This window comes from Planctomycetia bacterium (genome assembly GCA_034440135.1).
GTDB lineage: Bacteria > Planctomycetota > Planctomycetia > Pirellulales > JALHLM01 > JALHLM01.
In genome coordinates this window covers 1-2,809 of record JAWXBP010000010.1, presented here as the reverse complement: position 1 = coordinate 2,809, position 2,809 = coordinate 1, and the positions used below count along the sequence as shown (strand labels likewise).

Genomic DNA, 2,809 nt, shown 5'->3' with positions numbered 1-2,809 from the left:
TGAAGTATTTTGGCGAAAGCTGATTGCCCAACAGTCCCTTTCGCAGCTTTCGGTCGCCAAGCTGTGCGAGCATGCCGGCGTGTCTCCGGCGTCGTTCTACGCTTGGCGGCGACGGTTGAATTCTCTGGACGGCGCCGCGAAGCAGTCGTCGCTCGTGCCAGTTCGGGTTGTCGCGGACCAGCATGTCGGCAGTGGAGAGATCACGGTCGAACTCGCCGACATGCCAGCCCAATCGCCGGCGATTCGTGTCTGCATTCCGGCAGGCTGTGACGAAGTGTCGATCCGGCGCGTGCTGTGCGCAGTATTGAGCGCCCGCGCAGGAGGAAGTCCCTCGTGCTGAGTTTCTTACCGACGACTCGCGTGTATGCCTACTCAAAGCCGGCAGACATGCGAAAAAGCTTTTCGGGCTTGGTCGGAATCGTCGAGCAGGAGATCGGTAAGCAGGTCGAGGGGGGGGACTGTTTCTGTTCTTCAATCGCCGTCACAACTCCGTGAAGGTACTGTTCTTCACGGGAGATGGACTAGCGATCTTCTATCGACGTCTCGAACGCGGCACTTTCGAGTTGCCGCGGACCGCAGCCGATGCGAACACGGCCGGCGTCGAGATCAAACTGAGCGATTTGTCGCTGATTCTGTAAGGGATCGAGTTGGCGAGTGTGAAACGCCGCAAACGCTGGCACAGCGCGGCCGTTCCGGCCTGAGTTCATGCGGTCCAATGCGCCGCGCGAGAAATTATTTTCGCCGGTCGCGTAACTTTTTGCCCGCTTCGTACCTCTATTTCACATGGATCACGGACGGTTGAATCCTGATGACCTGCTTGCGACGCTTGCGGAGAAGGAGTCTCTCCTCTGCGAGAAGGATGGGGTGATTGCCTTGCAGCAGGAGCAGATTGCTGCGCAGCAAGTAGCCCTCGATCAGGCTCGCGAGCAACTGGCGCTGCTCAAGAAGGCTCTGTTCGGTCCGCGTCGCGAGCGCTACACGCCCTCGCCCGACCAGCAGCTTCTGTTTGGGGTGCTCCCCTTAGAAACAACGCCCTCGGAAGCGGAGACGGCCGAGTCTGCCGCAGTAGCCACCCCAGAGAATCCAACGCCCAAGCCCCCACGCAAGCCGCGCCGTAAGTTTGTCATTCCCGACTTTCTGCCGGTGCGCCGCGAAGATCATCCGCTTCCCGACGAGCAGCGGCCTTGCGGTTGTTGCGGCGGAGAGTGGGTCGTGATTGCCACGCGAGTTACCAAGCAGATCGAACTCGAACCGGCGCAAGCCTACGTCGTCGAACATGTGCGGTACACCTATGCTTGTTCCGGTTGCCGGGCCGGGGATCAAGTCGTCACGACGGCGAAACCGCCGGTTCCTATCGATAAAAGCCCGTTCGGCGCGAGCGTGTTGGCCTGGATCGTGTCGGCCAAGTTCGAGCGCCACTTGCCAACGTATCGCCATCAAGAGATGCTGATCGGTCCACTCGGAGTCTGGTTGTCGCGGCCCCTGTTGTGGAAACTGCTCGCGGGCACGGCACAGTGCCTCAAGCCAATTGTCTCGCTCGGGCTGGACGAGATTCTCAAGAGCTTCGTCGTGCAGGTCGACGAAACACCCGTGCGGTATCTCGGTGGCGTGCCTGGCAAATCATCGCAAGGGTACTTATTCGGCTACGCAGGTGACGCCGCACATCAATTCCTATACTACGACTTCCGGCCTACCCGCAGCCGCGAGGGTCCGCGAGAGGTGCTGGCAGATTTTCGCGGCGTCCTGCAGACCGACGGACATTCGGCTTACGAATCGCTGGTAAAGGAATTCTCGGAGCGGTTGATCCCGGCCGGCTGCTGGATGCACACGCGCCGCAAGTTCGACGAGGCCCTGGCCACGACCAGTCATCCGCTCGTCAACGAGACGCTGGCCCGAATCCAGTTGCTGTACGATATCGACGATCGGAGCAAGAGTCTTTCGTTCGACGAGCGCCGCACGCTACACCAACGCGAGTCGCGGTCAGTGGTCGATCGGCTGTTCGCCAGTTGGGACGACGCCTTGCCAACGTTGCGGCCCACGACGAAGCTGGCCGGGGCCATCACCTATGCCTTGAACCGCCGGGCGGACCTGACTCGGTTCTTCGACGAGGGACGAATTCAGCTCGATACGGGCCATCTGGAACGCTCGATCAGGCCGGTCGCCATTGGTCGGAAGAACTTTTTGTTTTTCGGAAGTCTGCGCGGCGGACAAACCGCGGCGGTGCTGTATTCGGTCGTGCAGAGTGCCAGGTTGTACCATCTCGACGTGACCGCCTACCTGACCGACATTCTGCGCGAGCTTCCGGCGATCAACCCCACGGACACCGGCGCCATCCGCCCGCTGCTGCCCGATCTTTGGGCCAAGGCGCACCCAGAACACATCCTCGCCTCGCGCGAAGCGGAACTTCAGGAAGCCACGGCCCGGCGCCGGCGTCGCCGCGCCCAACGCCGTCAGATGCTGTCGATCAGTTAACGCTTACCTATTACCCGATGCTGATGGGACTAGAACAGGAACGATGGATAATCGAAGTAAACGCACGAGCGGATTATCCCATGCTGTTCCCCAGTCGTTTTGTCTACGGTCGCGACGATCCGATGTTCGCCAAGCTGGGGAAATCGCGGTATCGCCCGCCCACTACCCCGGCGACCAGCGAAATGGCGCCGGCGCTGCGTCCAGTTCATCACGCAGCGCCACCCGTACCAGCAGGCCCAGCGCCGCGACATGCGCGACCAGCCCGCTGCCGCCGTGGCTCAATAGCGGCAACGACAAACCGGTGACCGGCGCCAGGCCAACGGTCATGGCCGTGTTG

At 61.3% G+C, this 2,809-nt stretch carries 4 protein-coding genes; 3 read left to right on the top strand and 1 reads right to left on the bottom strand.

Features of this window, described 5'->3' with window-relative positions; all coding sequences use genetic code 11:
• The 3 genes from SGJ19_00720 to SGJ19_00710 all read left to right on the top strand — a co-directional run.
• A partial coding sequence (locus SGJ19_00720) for a transposase (protein ID MDZ4778756.1) occupies positions 1-340 on the top strand: 340 nt, incomplete at its 5' end.
• Positions 341-458: 118 nt separating this feature from the next.
• A complete protein-coding gene (gene tnpB / locus SGJ19_00715; protein MDZ4778755.1) occupies positions 459-638 on the top strand; it encodes an IS66 family insertion sequence element accessory protein TnpB in 180 nt (59 codons plus the stop codon).
• Positions 639-783: 145 nt separating this feature from the next.
• A complete protein-coding gene (locus SGJ19_00710; GenBank protein MDZ4778754.1) occupies positions 784-2,472 on the top strand; it encodes an IS66 family transposase in 1,689 nt (562 codons plus the stop codon).
• 162 nt (positions 2,473-2,634) lie between these two features.
• On the opposite strand, the gene SGJ19_00705 is transcribed toward SGJ19_00710, so the two are convergent.
• Complete coding sequence (locus SGJ19_00705; protein MDZ4778753.1) at positions 2,635-2,799, bottom strand: FtsW/RodA/SpoVE family cell cycle protein; 165 nt, start codon at positions 2,797-2,799, stop codon at positions 2,635-2,637.
• Positions 2,800-2,809 lie beyond the last annotated feature (10 nt).